The 22,457-nt window shown below is 62.8% G+C and carries 22 protein-coding genes; 5 read left to right on the top strand and 17 right to left on the bottom strand.

The window, feature by feature from the left end; all coding sequences use genetic code 11:
• Positions 1-30 precede the first annotated feature (30 nt).
• The 9 genes from DZG07_RS22540 to ubiE all read right to left on the bottom strand — a co-directional run bounded on the left by DZG07_RS22540 (position 31) and on the right by ubiE (position 9,679).
• Entirely contained in the window at positions 31-3,579 is a 3,549-nt protein-coding gene (locus DZG07_RS22540; RefSeq protein ID WP_091917273.1) for a pre-peptidase C-terminal domain-containing protein, read from the bottom strand.
• A 242-nt stretch (positions 3,580-3,821) separates the two neighbouring features.
• Complete coding sequence (locus tag DZG07_RS22545) at positions 3,822-4,079, bottom strand: hypothetical protein (protein WP_091917272.1); 258 nt, start codon at positions 4,077-4,079, stop codon at positions 3,822-3,824.
• Between the two features lie 232 nt (positions 4,080-4,311).
• Positions 4,312-5,187, bottom strand: coding sequence for a M20/M25/M40 family metallo-hydrolase (locus tag DZG07_RS22550; RefSeq protein WP_197716892.1), 876 nt, complete (start codon positions 5,185-5,187; stop codon positions 4,312-4,314).
• A complete protein-coding gene (locus DZG07_RS24135) occupies positions 5,184-5,345 on the bottom strand; it encodes a hypothetical protein (protein WP_197716893.1) in 162 nt (53 codons plus the stop codon). Before DZG07_RS24135 ends, DZG07_RS22550 begins: the two co-directional genes overlap by 4 nt.
• Positions 5,346-5,349: 4 nt before the next feature.
• Positions 5,350-6,567, bottom strand: coding sequence for a bifunctional phosphopantothenoylcysteine decarboxylase/phosphopantothenate--cysteine ligase CoaBC (coaBC, locus tag DZG07_RS22555; protein WP_119821011.1), 1,218 nt, complete (start codon positions 6,565-6,567; stop codon positions 5,350-5,352).
• On the bottom strand, positions 6,564-6,992 hold the full coding sequence (locus tag DZG07_RS22560) for a type II toxin-antitoxin system VapC family toxin (RefSeq protein WP_119821013.1): 429 nt from the start codon (positions 6,990-6,992) through the stop codon (positions 6,564-6,566). Before DZG07_RS22560 ends, coaBC begins: the two co-directional genes overlap by 4 nt.
• Complete coding sequence (locus DZG07_RS22565; protein ID WP_091917269.1) at positions 6,989-7,228, bottom strand: hypothetical protein; 240 nt, start codon at positions 7,226-7,228, stop codon at positions 6,989-6,991. Before DZG07_RS22565 ends, DZG07_RS22560 begins: the two co-directional genes overlap by 4 nt.
• A gap of 86 nt (positions 7,229-7,314) precedes the next feature.
• On the bottom strand, positions 7,315-8,889 hold the full coding sequence (ubiB, locus tag DZG07_RS22570) for a 2-polyprenylphenol 6-hydroxylase (RefSeq protein WP_119821015.1): 1,575 nt from the start codon (positions 8,887-8,889) through the stop codon (positions 7,315-7,317).
• 13 nt (positions 8,890-8,902) lie between these two features.
• A complete protein-coding gene (gene ubiE, locus DZG07_RS22575) occupies positions 8,903-9,679 on the bottom strand; it encodes a bifunctional demethylmenaquinone methyltransferase/2-methoxy-6-polyprenyl-1,4-benzoquinol methylase UbiE (protein ID WP_091917267.1) in 777 nt (258 codons plus the stop codon).
• Positions 9,680-9,811: 132 nt separating this feature from the next.
• Between ubiE and DZG07_RS22580 the strand changes: the two genes are divergently transcribed.
• The 4 genes from DZG07_RS22580 (at position 9,812) to DZG07_RS22595 (ending at position 12,586) form a co-directional block, all read left to right on the top strand.
• Complete coding sequence (locus tag DZG07_RS22580) at positions 9,812-10,786, top strand: adenosine deaminase (protein WP_091917266.1); 975 nt, start codon at positions 9,812-9,814, stop codon at positions 10,784-10,786.
• 101 nt (positions 10,787-10,887) lie between these two features.
• Positions 10,888-11,514, top strand: coding sequence for a uracil phosphoribosyltransferase (gene upp, locus DZG07_RS22585; RefSeq protein ID WP_091917265.1), 627 nt, complete (start codon positions 10,888-10,890; stop codon positions 11,512-11,514).
• Positions 11,515-11,522: 8 nt separating this feature from the next.
• On the top strand, positions 11,523-11,915 hold the full coding sequence (locus DZG07_RS22590; RefSeq protein WP_119821017.1) for a lysozyme inhibitor LprI family protein: 393 nt from the start codon (positions 11,523-11,525) through the stop codon (positions 11,913-11,915).
• A gap of 113 nt (positions 11,916-12,028) precedes the next feature.
• Positions 12,029-12,586 (top strand): TIGR02281 family clan AA aspartic protease, encoded by a 558-nt coding sequence (locus DZG07_RS22595; protein ID WP_119821019.1) that lies wholly within the window; start codon positions 12,029-12,031, stop codon positions 12,584-12,586.
• Between the two features lie 9 nt (positions 12,587-12,595).
• Here DZG07_RS22595 and DZG07_RS22600 read toward each other — a convergent pair whose 3' ends face one another.
• Positions 12,596-13,576 (bottom strand): AraC family transcriptional regulator, encoded by a 981-nt coding sequence (locus DZG07_RS22600; protein WP_119821021.1) that lies wholly within the window; start codon positions 13,574-13,576, stop codon positions 12,596-12,598.
• A gap of 73 nt (positions 13,577-13,649) precedes the next feature.
• Here DZG07_RS22600 and DZG07_RS22605 point away from each other — a divergent pair, with 73 nt between their 5' ends.
• A complete protein-coding gene (locus DZG07_RS22605) occupies positions 13,650-14,873 on the top strand; it encodes an MFS transporter (protein WP_119821023.1) in 1,224 nt (407 codons plus the stop codon).
• A gap of 170 nt (positions 14,874-15,043) precedes the next feature.
• On the opposite strand, the gene deoA is transcribed toward DZG07_RS22605, so the two are convergent.
• From deoA to DZG07_RS22640, 7 genes are all read right to left on the bottom strand, one after another.
• Positions 15,044-16,363 (bottom strand): thymidine phosphorylase, encoded by a 1,320-nt coding sequence (gene deoA / locus DZG07_RS22610; RefSeq protein ID WP_119821024.1) that lies wholly within the window; start codon positions 16,361-16,363, stop codon positions 15,044-15,046.
• Positions 16,364-16,546: 183 nt separating this feature from the next.
• Entirely contained in the window at positions 16,547-17,353 is an 807-nt protein-coding gene (locus DZG07_RS22615; protein WP_119821026.1) for a purine-nucleoside phosphorylase, read from the bottom strand.
• Positions 17,350-17,742, bottom strand: coding sequence for a cytidine deaminase (gene cdd, locus DZG07_RS22620; protein WP_119821028.1), 393 nt, complete (start codon positions 17,740-17,742; stop codon positions 17,350-17,352). Before cdd ends, DZG07_RS22615 begins: the two co-directional genes overlap by 4 nt.
• Positions 17,743-17,748: 6 nt before the next feature.
• Entirely contained in the window at positions 17,749-18,711 is a 963-nt protein-coding gene (locus tag DZG07_RS22625) for an ABC transporter permease (protein WP_091917258.1), read from the bottom strand.
• Position 18,712: 1 nt separating this feature from the next.
• Positions 18,713-19,852 (bottom strand): ABC transporter permease, encoded by a 1,140-nt coding sequence (locus DZG07_RS22630; protein WP_119821030.1) that lies wholly within the window; start codon positions 19,850-19,852, stop codon positions 18,713-18,715.
• Positions 19,849-20,766: a GIY-YIG nuclease family protein gene (locus tag DZG07_RS22635; RefSeq protein ID WP_245429553.1), complete on the bottom strand. Its 918-nt coding sequence runs from the start codon at positions 20,764-20,766 to the stop codon at positions 19,849-19,851. Before DZG07_RS22635 ends, DZG07_RS22630 begins: the two co-directional genes overlap by 4 nt.
• Positions 20,763-22,295, bottom strand: a complete 1,533-nt coding sequence (locus DZG07_RS22640) for an ABC transporter ATP-binding protein (RefSeq protein WP_119821032.1) — start codon at positions 22,293-22,295, stop codon at positions 20,763-20,765. The genes DZG07_RS22635 and DZG07_RS22640 overlap by 4 nt, the downstream gene beginning before the upstream one ends.
• Positions 22,296-22,457 lie beyond the last annotated feature (162 nt).

A 22,457-nucleotide genomic window follows, 5' to 3' on the forward strand; every position in this document is an offset into this window, starting at 1 on the left:
CGGCGCACAGTCCATTTCGATCGTCTTCGATCAGGCTGCAGCGAACAGGAAATCACTCTGCTGCAGGTTCGCCACCGCGACATTTCGCAATGTCAGGGTGTTGTCGTCATCATAGGTGATCACGGTGTTCGACCCGACCTGAGTTGCCGCGGCCAGGACCGAGGCGAAGTCCTCGAACAGATCGGTTGCAAAGCCGATCACGTCGTCCACCGAGCCGGCGACGAAGTCCGTGATGGTGTCCAGGCCGAAATCATCCGCGAACAGGAAGGTGTCATTACCGTCGCCACCGGCCAGCGTGTCATTGCCACCAGCGCCCGTCAGCGTGTCATTGCCGCCGAGCCCGCGAAGCGTGTTGGTGCCGCCATTGCCGGTGATTGCGTTGGCAAGCGAGTTGCCGGTGCCATTGATGTTGGCCGCACCGGTCAAGGTCAGGTTCTCGATGAACTGGCCACCGAGGCTGAAGCTGGCGGAACTGTTCACCAGATCAATCCCGGTCCCTGTCCTTGCCTCCACGACGATATCGCTGCTGGTATCGACGGCATAGGTATCGCCGCCGTCGCCGCCGACCATCCTGTCCGTGCCGGCGCCGCCGTCGAGATAGTCCTGACCGAGGCCACCGTTCAACGTGTCGTTGCCAGCCCGGCCGTAGAGGGTATCGTTACCCTCGCCGCCATCGAGCGTGTCGTTGCCGGCTATGCCGATATGGGGCATGACAGGTGCCGGCGGCGCGACCGAGACATTCAGCTCATAGGCAATGCCGGAGCCGACGACCGGCTGGAAGCCGTCGCTGCCCGGAACCCAGCTTCCGACCTGGATGTAGTAGGTGCCGTCTTCCTCCACGGTGAAGGTGAGCCCGGAATCCCGACCTGACGACGAACCCGGATCGCCGCCATTGTCGTCGTTGTCGGCAAGCACGGTGCCGTCGCCGCCGATCAGCTGGATCCAGCTGTCGAGCTGGTCCGGATCGGCAATGCCGTCGATGTCGGCAGTGATGGTCGAGCCGGCTTTCAGCACCACCTTGTAGAAGCCCGACGAACCGTTGCCTGTAGCGTTGACCGTCCAATGCGGCACGGTCGCGGCGTCGCGTATCTCGGCGTCGGCAGCGAGCGAGAAGCCGTTGGTGAAATCAACGGCAGTGGCAGTCGAGTTGTTCGTCGCGCTCGCTGGCAAAGTGACATAGCCGTCACCCATGCCGATGCCCGAGACCGGGAACGGTACGAAATCGCCGTCGAGCACGTCGTTGCCCGCACCGCCGGCCAGCGTGTCGTCGCCACCCTGCCCGACCAGGCTGTTGTCGCCGGCGTCACCGGTCAGGGTGTCGGCAAAGGCCGACCCGGCAATTCCCTCGATGGACACCAGCGTGTCTTCGCCGGCCTGACCGAGCGCGAGGACGACACCTTGCGTGCTGTCGTAGAACGCAACCATGTCGCTGCCAGCGCCGCCGTCGAGATAGTCCTGGCCGGCACCGCCACCCAGCACATCGTCGCCGGCACCCCCGCTCAGCCTGTTCACGCCGGCATCGCCGAAGAGATTGTCGTTGAGGGCTGAACCGACAAGGTTCTCGATCGAGATCAGGGTGTCGCCCTTGACGCCGTTCACCGTATTGCCTTCGGCATCACCGCCAGCAGCCAGATGCTGGGCGAGATCGACGGTCACGCCTCTTGTGCTGCCGGTGTAGACCGCCGTGTCGTTGCCGTCGCCGCCGTGGATATAATCATATCCCGCACCGCCGATCAGCGTGTCGTCGCCGGCGTCGCCATAGAGAACATCGGCATCGCGTGCTCCATCGAGGATGTCGTTGCCGTCGCCGCCATTGAAGACGTCGCCGCCACCGAGACCTTGGAAGTGGTTGTCCGCAGCGTTGCCGATGAAGCGGTCGATGCGGTCATCCGAGCCGATCAGGTTTTCGATGCTGTAGAAAGTGTCGCCGGAGGCAGTGCCGCCGCTGGCGATGTTCAGCTCGAGATTGACCAATAGCTGGAACGGGCTTTCCTTGCTGTAGTCGACCGTGTCCGAGCCGTCGCCGCCCCGGAAGACGTCGACGCCTGCCATGCCGCGCAGGATATCATCGCCTGTTCCGCCATCGAGGAGATCATCGCCGGCGCCGCCTTCGATGGTGTCGTTGCCGGCCTCGCCGTAGAGCCGGTCATTGCCGTCGTTGCTTTCGGTCTGGTCTTCCAGCGACGGGATGGGAAGCGTGTTGTTGATGTCGCGGCTGGCAAGGGTGTCGCGCCCGCCGGCTATCATGTCATCACCGTCGCCGCCGCGCACAACGTCTGCGCCGTCACCGCCGTCCATCCGATCGTTGCCGACGCCACCCGTCAGCGTATCGTCATCGGCACCGCCGATGACCAGGTCGTCGCCCGCGCCGCCGGCAAGCTTGTCGTTTCCGGCGCCGCCATCCAGCTTGTCGTTGCCGCCGGCGCCATTGAGCGTATCGGCACCGTCGCCGCCGACCATCTCGTCATCGCCGGCGCCGCCATTGACCGTGTCGTCTCCGGTTCCGCCGTCCAGTATGTCGGCTCCAGCGCCGCCATTGATGTTGTCGTTGCCGGCAAACCCAGCGATCTTGTCGTCGCCGGCGCCGCCAATCAGCTCGTTGTCGCCATCATTGCCAAGAATGATATCGTCAAACCTGCTGCCGACGCCCTTCTCGACGTAATATTGCGTCGCATCGGCGTTGTGGCCGTCGAAGATCGCAACGTTGTTGCGGTGACCGTTCACGCTGGACCAACGGCCTTCGCGCAGATCGAGGATCGTGTCCGCGGTCGAACCCGAAAAATCGATCGTATCGTAGCCACCCGTATCGTGGATGACGAAGCCAACGTCATGGCGTGGCCCGGCGGCGGTCAGCTCGTAACCGAGTTTCGTGCTGCCGAAACCGTAGACATTGTCGCCGGTGTTGAGCTGGATATCCTCGTAGGTTCTCACGCCGTCGACAACCGTCGAGAAATAACGGCGGATAACCGCCTCGATATCGCCGACCATCGGCGTCGTCGATGTCCACCGCGTGCGCTCGCCGACGTCGATGCCGTCGAAATAGGACATCACGCTGTAGCGCTGCTGGTCATAGACCCATGTCGCGCCGGCAAGAAAGGTGATCTGCTCACCGCCGGGACCGCCGTAATTATAGACGCCGGGATGGTTCAGCCCCCATTCGTGGCCGAATTCGTGGACGAAGGTGTTGAAGAGATAGCCGCCCGGTTCGGTCTTGTGCGGCTCGGTATCGTGAAATCTCTGGCCGACACTGACATAGCGGCCGGCGGAATAGGCACTGCCGTCATCTTCCTCGCCGATCTCCGGGCTGACAACGGTCAGATACTCGCCGCTGGTGACAAGCTCGAACTGGAGCGGCGTTACCGCGGACCATTGCTGGAGCGCGCCGGCTGCCGCTTCCTTGTACTCGGGATGGTTGTTGAGCTCCTCAAGATTTACGGTGATTGGCTGGTGAGCCATCGCGACCGTCAAAGGGCGGTTCAGAGCTCCGAGATAATTTAGAAAAGCCTCATAATCAGTACTCTTGTCGAAGGGATTTTCGGGTGTCTGATCAATGTTCTGCCATTCCGGGGGGTTCGGCATTTTTCAACTTCCCTGGGTTCGAGTTTGCCCCAAGCCGGATAGCCCCTAAGAGCTATCTTTAACCGTTAGCGCTCTCTGTGCAAGGCAGTTGTGATTGTTATGGGATCGACCTCTAGTTGCTCTCATTCAAATCAGATCTGACCGCGGTTTTTGTCGGCGTCAGCATCGATGACGGAAAATGGGAGCGGCAAAGCATTCCGTGGAGAAGGTTACCAAGCGCTACAGCGCTTTCTGAATGGATATCAGAGACCTGTCGACGAAGCATTCGCTCCCTGGCCGGATGGTGCTTTCGGTGCAGTCGGCTCGCCATCGCTCGAAGCCCGCGCAAGGCTTATGCCCTCGGCGGAAGCACGCGTACGGACCGCTCCGACCGTGCGGTTGAGACGCCGTGCGATCAGGGCAACGCTTTCGTTCTTGCGCGCAAGCCGTTTCAGAAGGTTGATATCGTCCTTCGACCAGTGCTTGTACCTACCGGCATATTCACTTTCGTATCGGACCATTGCCACGCTCGTCAGCGAGTGGAATCGGCGAAATTTTGAAGCCAGCGGACCGCATCGCACATCACCCGGACGGGTAGAAACGACGGGTTTGAGGTACCAAATTCGCGGTAGATTCACCTTTGAGATGAACCGGCAGCGGTAGAAAACAAGCCCTTGCCTACGCCATCTGGATTAGACCACTTAGCCTTTGGATGATGCCTGTCACGGAATCCGGGCTGACGGGACCTCGATCCTACGACCGTATCCCGCACCAACCGGCAGCAAACAGCGCAATGGTCTTGGTGACACGCCTGAGCGACGAAAGGCTGACACGCTCGTCGACAGCATGGATGTTTTCCGCGACCGGTCCATAGACCAGCGACGGGATGTTGCCATGCACGGCAAAGACCGCCGCGTCGAGATAACAGGCCATGACATAGGCTTCCAGCGGCCCGCTTCCATCGCGCGCGGCCTGATGCGCCAGCGCCAGCATGGCCTCGGCATCGGAGCCGGGTTCCAGCGCATAGCCGGCATGCATGACGCCGACCCATTCGACGCGCGGCGGCGGGCAGTTGCGAAAGCCCGGATCACCGGCAACGGCTTCCGCCACGAAAGCCTCGAATTCTCGGGCGCGCTGTTGCGGATCATCGCCCGGATAAAAGCCGATGCGCCCCTCGAAGCGGCATGAGGACGGCACCGAGGCGATCCATTCACCGCCGGCGATGGTGCCGATGGTGAGCGCCGCGGGATTTTCTACATCATCGAAGAACGGTTTTGACGGCCGCTCCTCGTTCCATTTCGCTTCGAGCTTGCGCAGATGGCCGATCAGCCGCACTGCCGCGTCGATGGCGCTGATGCCATGGTCGATCTCGCGCGGATGCGCCGGCACGCCCTCGACTGTGATGGCGAATTTGTTGACGCCGGAATTGGCCCGCACCAGCTTTTCGTCGGTCGGTTCGGGAATGAGGATCGCATCGGCGACATAGCCCTTGACCAAAGCCATGGCCGCGCCATTGCCGGTGATCTCTTCCTCGACAACCGACTGAAGCTGGACGTCCGCCGTCAGTTCGAACCCTGCCGCCTTGATCGCATCGAGCGCGAAGAGCGCCGCCGAGAGGCCGGCCTTCATGTCGCCAAGGCGGCCTCGACGACATCCTGCACGCCGGTTTCCTCGCCGCGCTGCGAGGCGCAACGGACAAGGCTCGCCAGGAAATCGACTTGCTTATCGAAAGCCGCGTCGACCGCATCCAGAATGCGCCGGCGCGCGGTGTCATCGATGGGTTGCAAAGCGTCAGACCTCGATCGTCTTGAGGCGTTCGGCGATCAGTGCAGCGAGCCTGCTTGCTACTTCGTCCTTGCCCATTTCGGGCCATTCCTCAACGCCGGCGCTGGAAACGATCTTCACCCGGTTGCGGTCGCCGCCCATGACGCCGCCCTCATGCGAAACATCATTGGCGACGATGAAGTCGGCGCCCTTCTTCTTCAGCTTGGCCTGCGCATTCCTGACCACGTCCTGCGTCTCGGCGGCAAAGCCGACGACCAGATAGGGCCGCTTCTTGTGATGGCCGACGCCGGCCAGAATGTCGGGGTTTTCGACCATCTTCAGCGCAGGCGGCCCCTCACCGGCCACCTTCTTGATCTTCTCGCCGGCGGAATCCGCCGTGCGCCAATCGGCAACCGCCGCAACGAAGACCGCGCCGTCGGCCGGCAGCAACTGCTCGACGGCGTCCTGCATTTCGCGGGCGCTTTCGACATGAACGGTCTTGACGCCGGCTGGGTCGGCAAGCGTCACAGGACCGGATACCAAGCGCACGTCAGCTCCGAGCTTGGCAAGGGCGGCAGCAATGGCGTGCCCCTGCTTGCCCGAAGAACGATTGGCGATGTAGCGCACCGGGTCGATCGGCTCATGCGTCGGGCCGGAGGTGACGATGATCTTTCGGCCCGAAAGCGGCTTGGCGCTGGTGTCGAAAAAGGCTTCGACCGCAGCCACGATCTCCAGCGGTTCGGCCATGCGGCCCTCGCCAGCCTCGGCGCTTTCGGCCATCTCGCCGCGGTTCGGACCGATGAAAGCAATGCCGTCCTTTTCCAGCGTTGCGCGGTTGCGCCGCGTCGCCGGATGCGCCCACATTTTCGGGTTCATCGCCGGCGCCATCAGCACGCGTTTGTCGGTGGCGAGAAGTGCTGTGGATGCGAGGTCGTTGGCAAGTCCGTTGGCGATCTTGGCCATCAAGTCGGCGGTGGCTGGGGCTACGACCACCAGATCAGCCTCGCGCGACAGGCGGATATGGCCGATATCGTGCTCGGCCTGCCGGTCGAACAGGTCGGTGAAGACATGATCGGCCGAAAGCGCGCCGACCGAAAGCGGCGTGACGAATTGCTGCGCCGCCTCGGTCATGATGCAGCGCACCGCCGCACCGCGCTCGCGCAGGCGGCGGATGAGATCCAGCGACTTGTAGGCCGCGATGCCGCCGCCGATGATGAGCAGTATGCGCTTGCCGGAGAGGGTCATGCCTTGCCTGCCGTTGGAGCAGGCTTCAATGCCGGCTCGATGTCGGTATGGAGGAAATCGTCGCCCTTGAAAAGCAGCGGCAGGTTCCGCGTCCTGGCAAGCGCGTAGGAAAAGCAGTCGCCCATGTTGAGATTTGCCTTGTGGCCGGAGCCACGGCCATAGCGTGAATAAGCGCGGCGGGCCACGATCAGTTGATCGAGATCGAAAGCGATCATTTCAGGTTCTACCAAGGCAAGCAGATCGTCGACCTGTCGCGCCTTTTGCGGAAAGCTTTCACGTGTCGAAACGCAATAGGCTTCGTGCAACGTCGCCACGCTGATCATCGGCGACAACTGTTGATCCAGATAGAGCCTGAAATGGTCAGCGTCATGCTCCCTCAGCAGAATTGCGATAATCGCGGACGTATCGATGACAAAGCCGCTCAAAGCAGGCCTTCATCCCACATTTCGTCACTAATCCTCTTCTGATCGAATGGCTTGTCGGGATTGGCACCCAAGCGCCTTAGATCCTCAAGGATGGATTTTCTCTGCCGAGGTCCGGCAATGCGATCGGCCAACGCATCGCGCACCTCCTGCTCCATCGAAACGCCACGCTCGGCGGCGCGCTTGCGCAGTTCCTGTTTGACGCTGTCGTCGAGGTTTCGGATCGTGATGGTGCTCATGGCTTCGCTCCTGCATTCACAAGATAGCGCACCAAGCTACTGCTTTCAATGACAGCACTGCTAGCAATGCTGTCAAACCACCCTGTCTAGAGCAGCTTCCACGCGATCCACACCAGCGTCAGCGCGATCACCCACAGCGCCACGCGGCCGGAACGCGTATGCCGCGCTTCGGCCTTGCCGATGGCCTTCGCTGTCTCGTCGTCGAAGCGCAGGCCGTGCTCGGCCATCTTGTCGATCTCGCGCGACAGGCGCTCGGTGCGGGCGGCGAAGTCCGGCGCCTGGCGGGCCAGCGACAGCAGCGCCTTCACGCCATCGCGCGCGTCGGTCAGCATGCCGCGCGGGCCGAGATTGCTGGCGATCCAGTTGCCGACCACGGGTTCGGCCGTCTTCCACATGTTGAAGGCGGGATCGAGCGTGCGGGCGACGCCCTCCACCACCACCATAGTCTTTTGCAGCAGCACCAGTTCGGGGCGGGCCGCCATGTCGAACAGTTCCGTCACCTCGAACAACAACGTCAGCAGCTTGGCCATGGAAATGGTCTCGGCCGGCTGGCCATGGATCGGCTCGCCGATGGCGCGGATAGCCTGGGCGAAGGCGGCGACATTGTGCTTGCGCGGCACGTAGCCTGCCTCGAAATGAACTTCGGCCACGCGCAGATAGTCGCGCGTGATGAAGCCGTAGAGGATTTCGGCGAGGAAATGCCGCTCCTTCTTGCCGAGCCGGCCGGCGATGCCAAGGTCGACGGCGACGATGGTGCCATTGGCCTCGACGAACAGGTTTCCCGGATGCATGTCGGCATGGAAGAAGCCGTCGCGCAGCGTGTGGCGCAGGAAGGACTGGATGAGGTTCGCGGCAATGAGCGGCAGGTCGTGGCCGGCGGCACGCAGGCCCTCGACATCGCTCATCTTGATGCCGTCGACCCATTCCATGGTCAGCACGTCGCGGCCGGTGCGCTCCCAGTCGACATGCGGCACGCGAAACCCCGGATCACCTTGCGTGTTCTCGCCGATTTCCGACAGGGCCGCAGCCTCGAGCCGCAGATCCATCTCGATCTTGGTGGTCTGGGCCAGCGTTTCGGTGACATCGACCGGCCGCAGACGCCGGCTCGACGGGATGTAGCGCTCGTGCAGCCTTGCGGCGAGGAAGAAGCTTTCGAGATCGTGGGCAAAGGCCTTGCGCACGCCGGGGCGTATGACCTTGACCGCGACCTTCGAAACAACACCCTCGCGCTCGACCTCGGCCGCATGGACCTGCGCGATCGACGCCGCCGCCACCGGCTCGCCGAGTTCGCGGAACAGCTCACCCACCGGACGGCCGAGCGAACCTTCGATGGCATGCACCGCCTGCTCGCGCGGAAAGGTGTGCATCCGGTCCTGCAGCAGGGCGAGATCAAGCGCGATATCGTTGCCGACCACATCCGGGCGCGTTGCCAGGAACTGGCCGAGTTTCACGTAGGAAGGGCCGAGCCGCGCAACAGCGCCGGCCAGCCGCTCCGAGCGCTGGCGCTTCTTGGCGCGGCGGCGCGTCAGCAGCTTGGCCATGCGCCAGCCGAATTTCGGCGGCCCCGAAAGCTCCTCGCCCGGCAATGCTGCGACGACGCCCTCGCGCGTCAGAATCCAGCCGGCCCTGGCGAGCCGGAATGCGGCACTGAGCGAACTCATGCGGAGGCGCCCGTCAAAGCTTCCAGCCCGAATGAAGGGCGGCGATGCCGCCGGAATAGTTGCGGAACGACACGCGGCCAAAGCCGGCGTGCGAAATCATCGCTGAAAAATTCGCCTGATTGGGGAATTTGCGGATCGATTCGACGAGATAGGCATAGGGCTCGCCGTCACCGGTGACGACCTGGCCGATGCGCGGAATGGCGTTGAACGACCATGCCTCATAGACCTTGTCGAGCACAGGCATGTCGACTTCCGAAAATTCCAGGCACAGGAAGCGCCCGCCCGGCTTCAGCACCCGGAATGCCTCGGACAGCGCCACGTCGATGCGCGGCACATTGCGGATGCCGAAGGCGATCGTATAGGCGTCGAAAGTCTCGTCGGCGAAGGGCAGTTCCTCGGCATTGGCCTCGACGAAATCGGTGTTGGCAGCCGAGCCCCGCTTTTCTGCGCGCTCCTTTCCGACGCCGAGCATCGAGCCGTTGATGTCTAGCACGGTCGCATGCGCCTGCCCCTGCGAGGCGTCGATGATGCGGAACGCAACATCGCCGGTGCCCCCGGCAACGTCCAGCACTTTCCAGCCCGGCCGCTTCGGCGGGTTGAGCCACGACACCAGGCCGTCTTTCCACAGGCGATGCAGGCCGCCGGACATCAGGTCGTTCATCAGGTCATAGCGGCTGGCGACGCGGTGGAACACGTCGTTGACAAGGCTTTGCTTGTCGCCCTGGCCGACCTCCTTGAAACCGTAGGAGGTTTCCATGCCGCCGGCTGCCGTTGTGCGATGTTCTGACATTATTTTGATCCGCCATAAAACCGGCGGGACCATAGCCGATCAGGATGGGGGACGCTATTGTTTAAGGCGCGGTGAACAGCCGCGCTTCGGGGCGGCACGATTCGAAACGCGCATCACACGAGGAAAACCGGAATGCCATTGAAAGCGGAACTTCACTGCCACATCGAAGGTGCGGCAGCGCCGGAACTCGTGCTGAAGCAAGCGCAGAAATACGGCAAGGATGTTTCCGCCATCATCAAGGACGGCTCCTTCGTCTGGCACGACTTCACCAGCTTTCTCGCCGCTTATGATGTCGCCTCCGACCTGTTCCGCACCGAGGAGGACTATGCGCGGCTGGCCGACCATTATCTGACCAGCCTGGCGCGCGACGGCGCTATCTACTCCGAAATCTTCACCTCGCCCGATCATGCCGTCAAAGCCGGCCTGTCGCCGCAGGCCTACACCAACGCGCTGGGCGAAGGCATGATGCGCGCCCGCGACAAGACCGGCATCGAAGGCCGCATGATCGTGACCGGCGTGCGCCATGTCGGGGTCGATTCGATCGAGGCGGCGGCGCGCTTCGCGGCGAAATGCGGCCATCCGCTGGTCACCGGCTTCGGTGTCGCCGGCGACGAGCGGCAGGGCGAGTTCGAGGATTATGTGCGCGCCTTCGAGATAGCACGCGAGGCAGGCCTCGGCATCACCATCCATGCCGGCGAATTCGGTGGCTGGGAAAGCGTGAAGGCGGCACTCGACCACATCCGCCCTTCCCGCATCGGCCACGGCGTGCGTGCCATCGAGAACCCCGACCTGGTCAAGCGCATTGCCGACGAGGGCGTTGTGCTGGAATGCTGCCCCGGCTCCAACATCGCGCTGAAGGTGTTCGACAGTTTCGAGACCCACCCGTTCCTGGCGCTGCAGGCGGCCGGCTGCAAGGTCACGCTCAATTCCGACGACCCGCCCTATTTCTGGACGACGCTGAAGCGCGAATACGACATTGCCGCCACCCATTTCGGCATGGACGACAAGGCGCTGACGGCAGTGACGAAGACGGCGATCGAGGCTGCCTTCGTCGATCGCAAGACCAAGACGGCGCTTTTGGCGAAACTCAACGGTGCAAAGCGCTGATCTGCCGCGACAAAGCTGTGGCTGGCGCGCCGCCGGCGGTTTCACGCGCACGGTTCAGCCGATAGTATCGCCTGAGAAAAAGACATCAGGAGCGAATTCTCATGGGCGTGACCGTCGTCGACCATCCGCTTGTCCAGCACAAGCTCACCATCATGCGCGACAAGGAAACGTCTACGGCGAGCTTCCGGCGGCTGCTGCGCGAAATCTCGCTGCTGCTCGGCTATGAGGTGACGCGCGACCTCGAACTGACCACCAAGACGATCGAAACGCCGATCGAGACGATGGAGGCGCCGACGCTGGAAGGCAAGAAGCTCGTATTCGCCTCGGTGCTGCGCGCCGGCAACGGCCTGCTAGAAGGCCTGCTCGACCTCGTGCCCGCCGCCCGCGTCGCCCATATCGGCCTCTACCGCGACCACGAGACGCTGGAAGCGGTGGAATATTTCTTCAAGGCGCCGAGCGATCTCGGCGACCGCCTCGTCATCGTCGTCGACCCGATGCTGGCGACCGCCAATTCGGCGACGGCGGCAATCGACAAGCTGAAGGAGCGCGGCGCGACCAATATCCGCTTCCTGTGCCTGCTTGCCGCCCCGGAAGGCATCGAGCGCTTCACCAAGGCGCATCCGGACGTGCCTGTCTACACCGCCGCGATCGACCGCCAGCTCAACGAGAAGGGCTATATCATTCCCGGACTGGGCGATGCCGGCGACCGGCTCTACGGCACGAAGTAGAGGCTGCCATGAAACGGCTGGTGCCGCTGGCGCTGCTCACCACGATATTCGTCGTCACGCCGGCATTCGCCGACGATGTCTACGACAAATGCATCGACGCCAGCGACGGCACCAACCCGGCCTGGGGCCAATGCGGCGGCGAATGGGTGGACCGCGCCGACAAAGCGCTGAACGCCGCATGGAAGGAACTGCGCTCCTCCGTTGACGGCGACACTGCGAAAGCACTTGTCGACGAACAGCGGGCCTGGAACGACTTCAAGGAAAAGTCCTGCCTGTTCTACGCAAATGGCGATTATGGACGGGAGGGCCAGGTTCTGAGCTATCCCATCTGCCGGGCCGGTGTGATCGAAGCGAGAACCAAGGACCTCAAATCCTACATGTCCGGCGAAGGCGGTAACTGACAATGCTGACGGCCATGGCAAGCATTTGCTAACCGTCACCACGGAAGCCCGCATTCCGTTAAAGCCAAAGTCACCTTAAGAGGTCCATCATTCGCCAAAAACAGGGCGAATGCATGCTGCGTCAGGTGATCATATTTTCGGTTTGCGCCGTGGTGGCGGCCTCACTTCCCGGCCTTTACCAAGCCCATCGCGAAACGATCCTCGGTGTTCTGAAACCCGAGCGGGGAACGGTCTCTCAGCCCGTGGCGGCAGTTGTTCCGGCAAAGCCGCAAGCCCCGTCATTCGCCGACGATCTGTCCGGCCGCAAGGTGCGGCTCGCCGCCGATCAGCGCGGCCATTTCAGCGCCGATTTCCGGCTCAACGGCCGTATGGTCACGGGGATGATCGACACCGGCGCCACCGCCGTTGCGATCAACCGCTCGACGGCGCGGCGCATCGGCATATCGCTTCAGCAATCGGATTTCTCGCAGCAGGTCGATACGGCCAACGGCAGGACGGGTGCTGCCGTCGTCATCATCGACAGGCTGGAGATCGGCCGGATTTCCGTCGACAAGGTTCCGGCGCTGGTGCTGGAAGACAAGGCGCTCAACGGCACGCTGATCGGCATGAGTTTTCTCAGCCGGCTCGGCAAATACCAGGTCGAGAACGGTTCGCTGCTGCTGGTGCAGTAAGGTCGCGGATCAGGCAGCGCTGCCGGGATGTTCGTCGGCCCGGAAATGGCTGGGCGGCGAGCCGATCACGCGCTTGAAGGCGCGGCTGAAGGCGGCTTCCGATTCATAGCCCAAACGCGAGGCAACCACCGAGATCTTGAGCCGGTCGCTCATCAGCCACTGCCGTGCCTGATGCATCCTGACCTGCGTGACATATTTCAGCGGCGTTTCGCCAACGATCGTGGCGAAGCGTTCGGCAAAGCCCGAGCGCGAGGCGCCCATCATCTTCGCCAGCGCTTCCACAGTCCATTCGCGGTTCGGCTCCAGATGGATCGCCGCCAGCACGCGGCCGATGTCCCTGTCCCGCACCGCTGCGATCCAGCCGCTGGTTGCGCCGCAGCCACGCTCGACCCATGAGCGGATGATGGTGGCGGCAAGCACATCCGCCAGCCGCGCCAGAATGCCGCCCGAGCCGACGCGCTCCATGGTCACCTCGCGCGCCATCGCCTCCAGCAGATGCGGGATCGCGGGGTCATACGCTTCCAGCCCATGGGTGAGCATCACATCCGGCATCATGCCGAGCAGCGGATGCAGCCTGTCCAGATTGAAATACATGCTGCCGCTGAACAGCAGCGTGCCCGGCTGGCAGCCTTCCCGGACATCGCCGTCGTCCGACATGCAGTAGACGTCCTTGCAAAGCTCGGCGACCGTATAGCCGGTGATCGGCGAGGTCTTGACGCCGGGTTCGCTCGCCAGCACATGCACGTCGCCGCGCGGCAGCAGCACGGCGTCACCCGCATTGAGCTGCACCCATTCGCCGCAAGGACGCAGAAGCCAGCAACCCTTCCGGCCGATGAAATGGAAGCGCGCGGCCTCCTGCGCCGGGAATTCGACGCCCCAGGGCTCCTGCATTTCGGAGCGGCCATATTCGACACCATCGAGGCGAAGGCCGCGCAAAATGTCGGTGAGCGGATCGCCTGTAATCGGAAGTTTGGACGAATGGTCAAGCATGATGGCGTTTCTAGCATGGAAACTCCAGAGAGTCACCACCATGTTGCACTGCATCCAAACTGGAGATTCCATCATGACCGAACCGGCGACAGGCGTCATGGACGCCATTCCGCTCGACCTCGAAAAACCCGACGAACGATCCGACGCGGCTTGGGGGGCGGTCTTTTCACTTGCACTCGGCACTTTCGGGCTGGTGACGGCGGAGTTCCTGCCCGCCAGCCTGCTGACGCCTATCGCCCATGATCTCGGCATCACCGAGGGTGCAGCCGGACAGGCCGTCACCGCCACTGCCATCATCGGCGCGATATCGGCACCCACCATGGCCATCATAACGAAGCGCGTCGATCGACGGATCGTCATGTGGGGGCTGACGCTGCTGCTGATCCTGTCGAATGTGCTGGCGGCCGTCGCATGGTCGCTGCCCGTTCTGCTCGTGGCGCGCGTCGTGCTCGGCATAGCGCTCGGCGGTTTCTGGTCGATGTCGGCGGCGCTGACGATGCGGCTTGTTCCGAGCCATCTCCTGCCGCGTGCCATGTCGATCATCCTGACCGGCGTCTCCGCCGCCACCGTTTCCGCGGCTCCCATCGGTGCCTATGTTGGCGACATCTGGGGCTGGCGCACCGCGTTCATGATTGCCGCCGTCGTCGCCGCGCTGACGCTTTTGGTGCAGCTCGTCACCATTCCGCGGCTGCCTCCGGTCGGCGTGGCGAGCTTCCGCAGCCTGCTGGATGTCGCGCGCAGGCCGATGATCAGGATCGCGCTGCTGGTCGTCGTGCTGGTCGCCTCCGGCCATTTCGCCGGCTTCACCTATGTCCGCGCCTTCCTCGAAAAGGTTCCGGCGCTCGATATCGAGACGATCTCGCTGGTGCTGCTCGCCTTCGGCATCGGCGGCTTCTTCGGCAACATAGCCGGCGGCTTCCTCGCCGAGCGCAGCCTCAAGGCGGCGGTGGCGCTGGCGCCACTGCTGATTGCGATAGCCGCCATCTCGCTGCTGGTACTGGGAACGTCGACTGTCGCATCGGCAATCGCGGTCACGCTCTGGGGCTTTGCCTTCGGCGCGGTTCCCGTCGGATTGCAGACCTGGCTGGTGCGGGCGGCGCCCGATCAGGCCGAAAGCGCCGGCGGGCTGATGGTCGCGACCTTCCAGGTGGCGATTGCGGCAGGCGCGATCTTCGGCGGCCTGCTGGTGGACAATGCCGGTGTGGCCAGCGCCTTCGCCTATAGCGGGGCAGCCACGCTGCTGGCGGCCGTAACGGTGTTCCTGCTTGGCCCGAAGCGGGAAACCGGGACTGCCTGACGATCCTCGATCGTTTCAGGTACTGATGGAAACAGCCCCCCACCCTTACCCACTCCCCGCACGCGGGGAGTGGGGTCGTCAACGTTGCGGACAGCCTCCTTCTCCCTGTCCTTCACGGCGAGAAGGTCGCGGCAGCAGGATGAGGGGCGATTCTACCTCAGCTGGAAAGGCTAGCCGCGCGGCGCGATCCGGCGCACGATGACCTTGGCGGCGGCTGGTTTCGTGTCACCAAGTGTATAGCCGGACAGCAGTACCAGCGCAGCCCTCTCGGCATCGGTCTTGTTGCGGGCATGGACAAGCGCCAGCGGTTCGCCGGCCTTCACCTCCGCCCCAACCGGCAGCAGCCGCGTTATGCCCACGGCATGATCGACACTGTCTTCCGGCCTGGTGCGGCCACCGCCAAGCGCCACGACGGCTAGGCCGATATCGCGCGTCTCGATGTCGGTTACGAAACCGCTCTCGGGTGCCTTTACCGCGAATTCCACTTTCGCCTTCGGCAGATAGCTTTCGCTCTTCTCGACGAAATCCTTCGGCCCGCCGAGGGCCGCCACCATACGCGCAAAGACTTCCGTCGCCTTGCCGCTCTCCAACGCCTTATGTGCCTGCCGCGCGGCATCCTGATGCGAGGCGGCAAGCCCTGCCTGCTGCAGCATTTCGGCGGCGAGTGCCAGCGTCACCTGCTCCAGCCTTCGGTCGCGGAAACGGCCGGTCAGGAAATCGACGGCGTTCTGCACCTCCACCGCATTGCCGGCGGCAGATGCTAGCGGCTCGTTCATGCCGGTGATGAGTGCCGATGTTTTCAGCCCCGCGCCATTGGCGACCTCGACGAGGCTGGTCGCCAGTGCGGTCGCGTCGCGGGTTTTTGCCATGAAGGCGCCGTTGCCGAGCTTGACGTCCAGCACCAGCGACTGCAGCCCGGCAGCGAGTTTCTTCGACAGGATCGAGGCGGTGATGAGGGCGACCGACTCGACCGTCGCCGTGACATCGCGGATGGCATAGAAGCGCTTGTCGGCGGGTGCGAGATCAGCAGTCTGGCCGATGATCGCGCAGCCGGCGGCAAGCACCGTCTTGCGGAACAGCTTCTTGTCCGGCTGCGTGGTGTAGCCGGGGATCGAATCCATCTTGTCGAGCGTGCCGCCGGTGTGGCCGAGCCCGCGCCCCGAAATCATCGGCACATAGGCGCCGCAGGCGGCAACGATCGGCGCCAGCATCAGCGAGACATTGTCGCCGACGCCGCCGGTCGAGTGCTTGTCGGTGACGGGACCGGGCAGGTCCGACCAGTCGAGCACGTCGCCGGAATCGCGCATGGCGAGCGTCAAGGCGACTGCCTCGTCGCGGCTCATACCGTTGAAGAACACCGCCATAGCAAGGGCCGCGACCTGCCCCTCGGACACCGCGCCCGTGGTCAGCCCGCGCACGAAGCCGGCGATTTCATCAGCGGAGAGCGGCTTGCCGTCGCGCTTGCGGCGGATGATTTCCTGGGGGAGCATCAGCTTTTCCCTCCCCCTTGAGGGGAGGGTGGCCGCGAAGCGGTCGGGTGGGGTCGTTGCGGAAGTGCGCGACGCCAATTGAAGCCCGCCAGCTTACAAGTAGGTAGCGATCGGCCGCTATGACCCCACCCACCTCGCTGCGCTCGGCACCCTCCCCTCAAGGGGGAGGGAAAGGTCGCCGCACTACCCATCCACCAACCCCTCCCGGAACATGGTCTTCAGCACCGTGGCCAGGCGACCGCCACCGATGGGCGCCATGTCCTTGGTTTCCTCATGCGAAAGCTCGGCGCCTGTCATGCCGGCGGCGAGATTGGTGATGACCGAGCAGGCAGCGACCTTGAGGCCGCAGAACCGCGCCAGTATGACCTCGGGCACGGTCGACATGCCGACGGCATTCGCGCCCATCAGCCGTGCCATGCGGATTTCGGCCGGCGTCTCGAAACTTGGGCCGGAGAACCACATATAGACACCCTTGTGGAGGGCAGTGTCGGAGACCTCCGCCGCCTTCTCGAAGGCGGCGCGCAGGCCGGCATCATAGGCTTCCGTCAGGCCGACAAAACGGCGGTCGCTCGGCTCCCCGAACAGCGGGTTCGAGCCGGAAAAATTGATGTGATCCTCAATCAGCATGATCGAGCCGGGCAGCATGTCGGGGTCGACGGAGCCGGCGGCGTTGGTGAGGATCAGCTTCTCGATGCCGATGCCCGCCAGCACCTCGATGACCGGGCGCATGGCGGCGGCATTGCCATGCTCGTAATAATGCGCGCGGCCGGCCAGCATCAGCACCGGCTCGCCGGCGAAATTGCCGGCCACCACCTCGCCGGCATGGCCGGTGACGCCGCTGGCCGGGAAGCCCGGCAGCTCGGCGTAGGAAATGCGCACCGCGTTTTCGACCTCGTTGACCAGCCCGCCGAGACCGGAACCGAGCACCATCGCAACCTTGGGCACCAGTCCGCCAAGCCGCTCCACCAGAAGATCGATCGTCTGCATCATCTGAGAATTCCGCCTTCGAAGCCGTAGGGCAGCATCTGGCCCATCGTTACCGTCTCGACCACGCCGGTCTGGTCGCAGAGGAAAAGTTTCGTGTTGGCGTCGGCGAATTCGGCGAGCCGCTGGCGGCAGCCGCCGCAAGGTGTGATGCGGTCCATGCGCTCGGCTACGACCGCGATCTCGGTGATCTTGCCACCGCCGCCCATGATGTAGTGGCCGAGCGCGGTCGTCTCCGCGCACCAGCCTTCGGGGTAGGATGCGACCTCGATGTTGCAGCCGGAAAAAACGCGACCATCTTCGGTGCGAAGGGCGGCACCCACCGGGAATTTCGAATAGGGCGCATGGCATTTCGCCATGGCCTCGCGCGCGGCGAGGAAAAGGTCATGCGACATAAGAGGCTATCTTTCCTTCACATAGGGCACGCCGCCGGCGCGGGGCGGGATCGCCTTGCCGATGAAGCCGGCGAGCAGGATGACGGTGAGGATGTAGGGCAGCGCCTGCATGAGCTGCACCGGCACCTTGCCGATCATCGGCCATGCCATGCCCTGGAAGCGGATGGAGGCTGCCTCGAGGAAGCCGAACAGCAGGCAGGCAAACATCGCCGGCACCGGCTTCCATTTGGCGAAGATGAGGGCCGCAAGCGCAATGAAGCCCTTGCCGGCGGTCATGTCCTTCACGAAGCCGGCATTCTGCGCCACCGACAGGTAAGCGCCGGCAATGCCCGTCAGGATGCCGGTGCAGATCACGGCGCGGTAGCGCAGCCAGGCGACCGAAATGCCGGCGGTGTCGACCGCTGCCGGGTTTTCGCCGACAGCGCGCAGCCGCAGCCCGAAGCGCGTGCGAAACAGCACCCACCAGGTGAACGGCACCATCAGGAAGGCGACATAGACCAGCAGCGAATGGCCCGAAAGAATGTCGGAATAGATCGTGCCGAGGATCGGCACGTCCTTCACCGCTTCGGCACCCGGCAAAGTGATCGCCTCGAAGCGGCCACCGCCGCTCAGCGACGGCGTGCGCCCGCCCTGCTTGAACCACGCCTGCCCGAGAATGATGGTGGAACCGGCGGCGATGAAGTTGATCGCCACGCCCGAAACGATCTGGTTGCCGCGATGGGTGATCGAGGCAAAGCCGTGGACCAGCGCGAAGCAGACGGCGGTTAGGATCGCCGCACCCAAGCCGACCCAGGCCGAGCCGGTGACGGCAGCGGCAGACGCGCCGGCGAAGGCGCCGGCCAGCATCTTGCCCTCAAGGCCGATGTCGAAAATGCCTGCCCGTTCCGAATAGAGGCCGGCAAGGCAGGCGAGCAGGAGCGGCACCGAAACGCGGATGGTCGCATCGATGAGCTGAACGAGCACATCCATCTCAGACACCCTCCCCTTTCGCCGCCGTAACGCCGACCGAGCGCGGGCTGATGCTGGCAAACAACGTCTGGATGGCCGGGCGGAACATGTGCTCCAGCGCGCCGGCAAACAGGATGACCAGACCCTGGATGATGACGATCATGTCGCGCGAGATGGCGGGCATCTCGAAGGCGAGTTCGGCGCCGCCCTGATAAAGCACGCCGAACAGGATCGCCGCCGGCACGATGCCGGCCGGGTGCGAGCGGCCCATCAGGGCGACCGCAATGCCGACGAAGCCGGCGCCGGTGACGAAATCGAGCTGGACGCGGTGCTGGTCGCCCATGATCGGGTTCAGCGCCATCATGCCGGCCAGCGCGCCCGAGATCATCATGGTGATGATGATGATGCGCGTCTCCGAAATGCCGGCATAGCGCGCAGCCTTGGGGCTGAAACCCATGGTGCGGATCTCATATCCGAGCTTGGTGCGCCAGATCAGCACCCAGACCAGGAAGGCCATGACCAGCGCCAGCAGGAAGGAAATGTTGAGCGGCGCGGAGCGCACGGAAAGCCCGAACATCTCCAGCAGCCAGCCCATCTTGGGCAGCTGCGCGCCGGGCAGGAAATCGCGCGTCTGCGGCGCCATCGAACCGGCCGGCTTCAGCACGTCGACCAGCAGATAGACCATGACGCTGGCGGCAATGAAGTTGAACATGATGGTGGTGATGACGATGTGCGAGCCGCGCCTGGCCTGCAGATAGGCCGGGATCAGCGCCCACAGCGCGCCGAGGGCTGCCGAACCCAGGATCGCCAGCGGAAAGGTCAGCCACCACGGCATGAACCCGTCGAAGGCAAGGCAGACCAGCGCCACGCCGAGCCCGCCAATATAGGCCTGCCCTTCGCCGCCGATGTTGAACAGGCCGCAATGGAAGGCGACCGCCACCGCTAGGCCGGTGAAGATGAAGTTGGTGGCGTAGAACAGCGTGTAGGCGATGTTCTGCCCGCTGCCGAACGCGCCATCGACCAGAACGGCTGCCGCATGCAGCGGATTTTCCCCGACCAGCAGGACGACGAGCCCGGCGACAATGAAGGCCACGATCAGATTGATGACCGGTATCAGCCCGTAATCGGCCCAGCCGGGAAGCTTCGTGTAGGGCGTGCTCATTGGGCGGCCTGCAATTCGTCCTGATAGGCTTTCAAGGTCTTGTTCATATTAGCCAACACCCATGAAGTTCGACCGTTTGCGTTTCGACCATAAATTACTGCGGCCGCGGCACTCGGGCTCGAAAACAATGTATCCTTTGTGAATCGCAAAAACTGACCATTTTCCTCTGGAACGAGAGTTCCTTCCCGTTCCAATCTTTCTCGTAAAGGTTGGTACTGATTCATCGCGTAGTCTGGATAGCGATCGGCCAATGAGTCTTTGAGAACTAAAATCTCACCCTCGCGCTCAACCGCATCAGCGATTAGACCTTTTCGGCTCGACCGAAGCTTCAAGGGAACCAAAGTAATTTCAGACTCCGTCTCTCGAACTGTCTCTTTTCCCAGATGAATCGGACGCACAAATTTATCTTTTAGAACATCGTATCCAAGAACAGGAAGTATTATCCTAACTTGCTCGATAAAATACTCCATATCAGCAATGTCGGATTCAGGAAGTATACCAAGAGCCGGCTCAATAGAATTTAAAACATCCGCTCTATCAGATTCTTTTGCTATGATTGAAAATCTATTTTCTAGATATCTTGCGTGCGCTTTAGTAAGATTTAGATCTTTGCTTGTTATCAGGCAAAATTTCTCAAAGTCCTTCTCATCGGATCTAACGTGTTGAGAAATTCTCCTCCCAACATTATCGCTTTCGCCGATATAGACAGGTCGCCTTCCACCTAACTCCGCCAACTCCCCGAACAAGAAATATACGCCCGTCTTCTGCGTTTCTGATCGTGTCAAAATATCAGAGAGTTTTGATCTGGGCGCCACGAGCGCATGCCCGGTCCAATTCACAACTTCTGCCGTGATGATACCGCTAGGGTTTCCATCAACGAGAAATAGGCGAACTGATCTGCCTATCGAACTCACTCGGCGGCCTCCTTGCGCTCGACGCCGGCCATCAGCAGGCCGAGTTCGCCCTCGGTCGCATCCGACCCGCGTTCGCCGACGACGCGGCCGTCGAACATCACCAATATGCGGTCGGACAGCGAGCGGATCTCGTCGAGTTCGACGGACACCAGCAGCACCGCCTTGCCCTGGTCGCGCATGGCGATGAGGCGCTTGTGGATGAATTCGATGGCGCCGACATCGACGCCGCGCGTTGGCTGGCCGACGATCAGCACGCCGGGATCCTGCTCCATCTCGCGGGCCAGCACGATCTTCTGCTGGTTGCCGCCGGAGAAATTTGCGGTCTTCAGGCGGCAGTCGCCCGGCCTGATATCGTATTTCTCGATCTTGTCTTTGGCATCGTTGCGGATGGCATCGATGTTGAGCAGCGGCCCTTTCAGATATTTCGGGTCGTCGTGATAGCCGAGGATCGAATTCTCGTTTTCCTCGAAGGCCAACACGAGGCCGACATGATGGCGGTCTTCCGGCACATGGGCCAAGCCCCGGTCGCGCAGCTCACCTGGATCGGCAATGCCGGTCACATCTATGGGCTTGCCGTCGAGCATGACGCTGCCGGAAACGGCGCGGCGGATGCCGGAGATCGCCTCGATCAGTTCCGACTGGCCGTTGCCGGCGACGCCGGCGATGCCGACGATCTCGCCGCCGCGAATGTCGAAGGAGACGTCCTCGACCATAGTGACGCCGCGCGAATCCCTGACTGTCAGGTTCCGGACGGAGAGCTTTACCGCGCCGGGCTTGGCCTCACCCTTTTCGACGCGCAGCAGCACGCGGCGGCCGACCATCAGCTCGGCCAGCTCACCGACCGTGGTCTTCGCCGTCTCACGGGTGGCGACCATCGTGCCCTGGCGCATGACGGAGACGGTGTCGGTAATCGCCATGATCTCGCGCAGCTTGTGCGTGATCAGCACGATCGTCTTGCCCTGCTCCTTCAACTGCTTGAGGATGCGGAACAGGTGGTCGGCCTCGGGCGGCGTCAGCACGCCGGTCGGCTCGTCGAGGATCAGGATTTCGGCGCCGCGATAGAGCGCTTTGAGGATTTCGACGCGCTGCTGCAGGCCGACGGGCAGTTCCTCGATCACCGCGTCGGGATCGACTTCCAGCCCGTATTCGCGCTCCAGCCGCTGCAGTTCGGAGCGCGCCTTGGCGATGCTCTTCTTGAGCAGCGCCTCGCTCTCGGCGCCGAGAATGACGTTTTCCAGCACGGTGAAATTTTCGACAAGCATGAAATGCTGATGCACCATGCCGATGCCCACCGCGATGGCGTCATTGGGCGTCTTGATGGTGATCGGCTTGCCGCCAACGCGGATTTCGCCGCTGTCAGCCTGGTAGAAGCCATAGAGGATCGACATCAGCGTCGACTTGCCGGCACCGTTCTCGCCGATGATGCCGTGGATCGTGCCCGGCGCGATTTCGAGATTGATATCGCGATTGGCGCGGACCGCGCCAAAGCTCTTGTTGATGCCGATAAGCTCGATTGCAGCTTCCGCCATGCGACCTGTCCACCTCTCGTTCTTCTTTTTATCGTTTGGTCAAAGAGCTAGCATGCCGCCTTTCCCCTGCCAATCGGCAAGCGGCTTGCCTACACTCTCGACAAATCGCCATGCGCTTGTCAATTTCCAAGGTGAAGCCACGCGTGATATCGACAGTTTGTC

It is taken from the genome of Mesorhizobium sp. DCY119 (genome assembly GCF_003590645.1).
Classification (GTDB): domain Bacteria; phylum Pseudomonadota; class Alphaproteobacteria; order Rhizobiales; family Rhizobiaceae; genus Mesorhizobium_M.